The sequence below is a fragment of the Bradyrhizobium sp. IC3123 genome, assembly GCF_020193625.1.
GTDB lineage: Bacteria > Pseudomonadota > Alphaproteobacteria > Rhizobiales > Xanthobacteraceae > Bradyrhizobium > Bradyrhizobium yuanmingense.
In genome coordinates this window covers 1-4,755 of record NZ_JADYVF010000034.1, presented here as the reverse complement: position 1 = coordinate 4,755, position 4,755 = coordinate 1, and the positions used below count along the sequence as shown (strand labels likewise).

Below are 4,755 nucleotides of genomic sequence, written 5' to 3'. Positions count from 1 at the left end.
TCTTCAGCTTGCGCAGGTTGAAGAACAGCTTCTTCTGCGCAGCAGTGGTGCCCAGCTTGACGAGCGACCATGATCGCAGGATGTATTCCTGAACCGAGGCCTTGATCCACCAGGAGGCATAGGTCGCAAGCCGGAAGCCTTTCTCGGGATCGAACCGCTTGACGGCCAGCATCAGCCCGACATTGGCCTCCGAGATGAGGTCGGCGATGGCGAGGCCATAGCGGCGATATTGCAGCGCGATCTTCGCCGCGAGCCGCAAATGGCTCGTCACCAGCCGATAGGCGGCGTCACGATCGCCGCTATCGCGCAATCGCCTCGCATAGTCGGCTTCCTCCGATGCCTCGAGCAGCGGAAAACGATGGATCTCCTTGAGATAGCGGGATAGCCCGCTTTCCCCGTGAAGGGCAGGAAGTGAGGCAACCAACATCGCGCCCTCCCTCACGAGCACCGTTCGCCCCGATCAGGGGCGCCTTGCCGATCCAAGCGATAATCTGAGTGAAGCGCCGAGAGCGGCGCGGTTCGAGCGCAGTCAGGTTTCATGGCCAAATCCTCGTTAGAGCAAGATGGTTGGACCACCGCGAACCTGATCCGCTGAGCCCGATCATGGCACCCAGACGCCTCAGGCCGGTGGGCGCCACTAGAATTTGGAAATGGCCGGAATGTTCCAGCGTGAACGGTCGTGACGGAAATTGCGATTGCCGTATGCCTTTGCCGCTGCAGACAGGCTCTTGAAACGCGGAGCCTTCATTCCAATCTGGTCCACGCAGGCGCCGATGAGGCTGCACGCATGTTTGGTTCGTGGGATGGATGACTATCGTGATCTCGTGAGCGCGGCTCTTGCGCTGTTCTGCGCCGGCTTGATGTTGGTGGCCGGCCATCTCCTGATCGAATGGCACGCCAGAAGCACCGATCCCGGCATCGGGATCGAGGCGCCGAAGCGCGACGGCGCGCCCGCGCCGCTCATCTCGAACGGTTCGCCGCCGGACACGTGGATGATCGAGCTTCCCGCCGAGATCAGGGGCAAGCGCGCCGCGTGAGTGGCCCTAGATCGCCCGCAGCCCTTCCTTGGGCATTTCCCGGATCAGCGCATCGATGTCGCTCTGCTCCAGCGTCTCCTTCTCGAGCAGCTTCCTTGCGGCGCGGTCCAGGATCGGCCGCCGCGTGGTCAGGATGCCCTGGGTGCGCTGGAACACCTGGTCGACGATGGTTTTCACCTCGTGGTCGACCGCGGCCGCGGTCTCCTCGGCATAGTCGCGCTCGCGCGTCGGATAGGGGCGGTCAGGGCCGGCCAGGAAGTTGCCGGGATCGCGCTCATAGGCGACGCTGCCGAGACGCTCCGACATGCCGTAGCGCGTCACCATGCTGCGGGCGATATCGGTGACGCGGCGCAGGTCGTCCGCCGCACCGGTCGATAAGTGCCCGAACACGATAAGCTCCGCGGCGCGGCCGCCGAGCAGCACCGCCATCTTGTTCTCCAGCTCCTCCTTGGTCATCAGGAAACGGTCCTCGATCGGCCGCTGGATGGTGTAGCCGAGCGCGCCGACGCCGCGCGGGATGATCGAGACCTTGTGCACGGGATCGGTCCCCGGCAGTGAGAGCGCGACGAGGGCGTGCCCCATCTCGTGATAGGCGACGATCTCGCGTTCCCTGGGGTTGAGCAGGCGGTTGCGCTTTTCCAGGCCTGCGATCATGCGCTCGACCGCATTGTTGAAATCGCTCATGGTCACCGCCTCGGCGGTGCGGCGCGTCGCCAGCAGCGCGGCCTCGTTGACGAGATTGGCGAGATCCGCGCCCGTGAAGCCTGGTGTCAGCGCGGCAACGGCGTCTGCATCGACATTCTCGGCCAGGCGCACCTTCTTCATGTGCACCTTGAGGATCTCGATCCGGCCCCGCTTGTCTGGACGGTCGACCAGCACCTGGCGGTCAAAGCGGCCGGCGCGGAGCAGGGCAGGGTCGAGGATCTCGGGCCGGTTGGTGGCGGCGAGGATGACGAGCCCGGAGCGCGAATCGAAGCCGTCGAGCTCGACGAGCAGCTGGTTGAGCGTCTGCTCCTTCTCGTCATGGCCGCCGGCGAACGGGCCGATGCCGCGGGCGCGGCCCAGTGCGTCGAGCTCGTCGATGAAGATGATGGCCGGCGCCTTTTCCCGCGCCTGCTGGAACAGGTCCCGCACCCGCGCCGCGCCGACGCCGACGAACATCTCGACGAACTCCGAGCCGGAGATCGAGAAGAACGGCACCCTGGCCTCGCCGGCCACGGCCTTGGCCAGCAAGGTCTTGCCCGTGCCTGGCGGCCCCACCAGCAGCACGCCTTTCGGCATACGGCCGCCGAGCCGGCCATAGTCGGTCGGGTTCTTCAGGAAATCGACAACCTCGCGCAGCTCGTCCTTGGCCTCGTCCACGCCGGCGACGTCGGCAAACGTGACGCCGGTGTTGGATTCGACGTAGACCTTGGCCTTGCTCTTGCCGATCGCCATCAGCCCGCCGCCGATCCCGCCGCCCTCGGCCATGCGGCGGCCGATGTACCACCAGACGCCAAAGAACAGCAGCACGGGCATGACCCACGACAACAGGTCGCGCAGGAACGTGCTCTCGATCTGCCCGGTGAAACGGACGTTGTGCTTCTCGAGCTCCTGGGCGACGTCCTGGTCGACGCGCGTGGTGACGAATTGCTTCTGGCCGCCGGACAGCGGCTCCTTCAGCGTGCCCTGCAAGGTGCGGTCGGAGATGCCGACCGTCTCGACTTTCCCCTGGCGCAGCAATTGCTGATATTCGCTGTAGGGGATCACCGCGATCTGGTTCGCCGCCGAGATCAGATACTGAATCAGGAAGACCGCGAAAATTGCGGCGATCGCGTATCCGATATTGAAACGGGCATTCTTGTTCATGGGGAGGCCAGATCCGATCGTGTTACGCGGGCCGGGCTAACGTCGAGGCGCATTTTGGCGCGCTCGCTCGGGCCCGGTGCGCCTCCGGACGTGCATCTTAGCGACAGAACTTCTCCTGCTGCCATCGGTTCCAGTCATCTCAAACGCGGGCTCGGCAGCGCCGGACGCAGGCGATCGAGATGCCGGACAGCGATAAGGCCCGGTTGCGGGCCGGGCCTTTGCATCAGTTCACCAGGGATACCAGTAAGGATATGCCGCCGGATAATACCGGACGGTCCGGTAATAGCGGGGGCCATAATAGTATCGCGGCGGACCATAGACCGGCGCATAATAGACCGGAGGTGCGGCCGCGGCGGCCAGCGCTCCGGTGAACAGGCCGAGCGCGATGGCCGGACCAATGCCTGGACCGCCCCAATGATGATGATGGCCCCGCCAATGGGCCGAGGCCGGCGCAACGGTTCCGATGAGGAGCGTTGCTGCCGCGGCGATTGCAAGAGCAAGCTTTCTCATGTGACTTCCCTCGACTTATGCCCGCGCAAGCGGGCTTCTCAATCCTTTGCATGAGTTTCGTTTTGCCGGACACAGCCGGCAGCGTCTGAACTTAGGATGGGCGGCGACGACTTCAAGCCTCTAACCGACAATTGGCCAAGTGGAGAGGACAGTCAGATCGTGTCAATCGAAGAAGGGCTTCGAACGTCCCTGCTGGCGCGTGCCAATAGTGACTAAGTCCGTAAATTCAGCCTTTGGTCCATCTGCGAAGTTGCGCTGCGTCTCACAGAGGTCTGCTTATCGCGGCAGAGCGGTCCAGATTTGCTCAACCTGAGTTCTTCGCATTTTGACCCTTCAGCGACCTCCGGAGCCGTCCGCTTTCCCGCCGCTGTTAAGGTTGGGACCGCAGGCGGTCAGCTGCTTAATGAGCACACAGCCTAGGACAGCACCGGCGCGGCGGGTCCGCCTCTCCGTTGCCATTATGCCGCGGGCCGCGATGGAAACCGGCTCGGCGATTACGCGGTTGATTTGGCATCGAAACCTCCAATGGAGGGTGCCATGCAGAATTGGGAAGGGAATTGGACGAACGCAAAGTTTTGTGATGTTGCGAACCTGATCCTCGGCGCGGTACTGTTCGTTTCGCCCTGGATATTCGGTTTCGATGCGGGGACGGTCTCTCAGAACGCCGTTATCACCGGTATCGCCATCGCGATCCTTGCGGTCGCAGCGCTGGCGGCGTTCGCGGTGTGGGAGGAATGGCTGAACCTCGTCGTCGGCTTGTGGGCACTGGTATCGCCCTGGATATTGGGCTTCCAGGGAACCACCGCGATGACCGTGCATGTGATCATCGGCGCGGCGGTCGCAATCTTGGCAGCGATCGAGCTCTGGATTATGTCCCGCAACCCGCCGCGGCTGACCACCGGTAGCTGAGAAGCTGGATCGTTTGGCTCGTGGCATAGCTTCGCCGTCACCGGAAAAACCTGTCCAGCCGACGCGGACGAAATTCGGTGCGGACCTGGGGCCGGCAGCTACTCAGCGCAGTCGGCCTTGGGTCAGCCGCAAGTGCCGTAGCTCGAGCTAGCCTTGCTGGACGGCTTACTCCCGGCGCCAAATTCCGAAAGTGCCGATGGAAAGGCCTTGCTCCGGGGCTAGGTTCATCGGGCATTCCGTTTGCGTCGGATTCCCAAATTTGAATGCCACGTGGCATGATTTTTGGGACCAAGCTGCGTTTGCCATCCGACGGCAGACCTCTCGGTCCCAGCTCGTTTTTCGATCCGGAAAAACCTCCAGGCTGGGGCCGATGTGGTCTACTCCGGGCGTAAGCCGCCCCATCAGTACCAGCCCATCTTGAAACAGAGACCAAGCCAACCAGCGAGCGCGA

5 protein-coding genes are annotated in these 4,755 nt (G+C 63.3%); 2 read left to right on the top strand and 3 right to left on the bottom strand.

Going from position 1 to position 4,755, the window contains the following annotated elements; genetic code table 11:
- A partial coding sequence (locus tag I6F20_RS37420) for a sigma-70 family RNA polymerase sigma factor (RefSeq protein ID WP_225131528.1) occupies positions 1–427 on the bottom strand: 427 nt, incomplete at its 3' end.
- Positions 428–803: 376 nt separating this feature from the next.
- Between I6F20_RS37420 and I6F20_RS37415 the strand changes: the two genes are divergently transcribed.
- A complete protein-coding gene (locus tag I6F20_RS37415) occupies positions 804–1,037 on the top strand; it encodes a hypothetical protein (RefSeq protein WP_081494485.1) in 234 nt (77 codons plus the stop codon).
- Between the two features lie 6 nt (positions 1,038–1,043).
- On the opposite strand, the gene ftsH is transcribed toward I6F20_RS37415, so the two are convergent.
- On the bottom strand, positions 1,044–2,885 hold the full coding sequence (ftsH, locus tag I6F20_RS37410; protein WP_036002065.1) for an ATP-dependent zinc metalloprotease FtsH: 1,842 nt from the start codon (positions 2,883–2,885) through the stop codon (positions 1,044–1,046).
- Positions 2,886–3,113: 228 nt separating this feature from the next.
- Entirely contained in the window at positions 3,114–3,395 is a 282-nt protein-coding gene (locus I6F20_RS37405; protein ID WP_036002069.1) for a hypothetical protein, read from the bottom strand.
- Positions 3,396–3,932: 537 nt separating this feature from the next.
- Between I6F20_RS37405 and I6F20_RS37400 the strand changes: the two genes are divergently transcribed.
- The gene (locus tag I6F20_RS37400) at positions 3,933–4,304 is read left to right on the top strand and encodes an SPW repeat protein (RefSeq protein ID WP_225131527.1); all 372 of its coding nucleotides are present in this window, start codon (positions 3,933–3,935) and stop codon (positions 4,302–4,304) included.
- Positions 4,305–4,755: the final 451 nt, after the last annotated feature.

Bases quoted from the DNA above. Each gene is read 5' to 3' on its own strand.
- I6F20_RS37415 (WP_081494485.1), top strand. From the start codon at position 804: ATGGATGACTATCGTGATCTCGTGAGCGCGGCTCTTGCGCTGTTCTGC.
- ftsH (WP_036002065.1), bottom strand. From the start codon at position 2,885: ATGAACAAGAATGCCCGTTTCAATATCGGATACGCGATCGCCGCAATT.
- I6F20_RS37405 (WP_036002069.1), bottom strand. From the start codon at position 3,395: ATGAGAAAGCTTGCTCTTGCAATCGCCGCGGCAGCAACGCTCCTCATC.
- I6F20_RS37400 (WP_225131527.1), top strand. From the start codon at position 3,933: ATGCAGAATTGGGAAGGGAATTGGACGAACGCAAAGTTTTGTGATGTT.